The sequence below is a fragment of the Curtobacterium sp. PsM8 genome, assembly GCF_030433875.1.
In the GTDB taxonomy this organism is placed as follows: domain Bacteria; phylum Actinomycetota; class Actinomycetes; order Actinomycetales; family Microbacteriaceae; genus Curtobacterium.
Genome location: NZ_JARUXD010000169.1, coordinates 1 through 250, shown reverse-complemented (window position 1 = coordinate 250; position 250 = coordinate 1). Strand labels below are relative to the sequence as shown.

Below are 250 nucleotides of genomic sequence, written 5' to 3'. Positions count from 1 at the left end.
GGGGGGGCCGGGGACAACCCCCCCCACCACAAAAAAAAAAAAAAAAAAAAATAAAAAGCCAAAGGAAAAACAACACCACCAAAAAAAAAAACCCCACCCCCCCCCCACAAACCAAAACACGAAAAAAAGCAAACAAAAAAAAAAAAAAATAAAACCACCAACGCAACAAGGGGTTGGCCAAACCATTTAAAAACCCGTACACCAACGCCTCAACCGGGCCCCAACACCCCACAACCCCCCCCGACTACCG

1 protein-coding gene is annotated in these 250 nt (G+C 46.8%); it reads left to right on the top strand.

All coding sequences use genetic code 11. From position 1 onward, the window contains the following. A partial coding sequence (locus tag QCD68_RS17250; RefSeq protein ID WP_301223897.1) for a hypothetical protein occupies window positions 1–190 on the top strand: 190 nt, incomplete at its 5' end. Window positions 191–250: the final 60 nt, after the last annotated feature.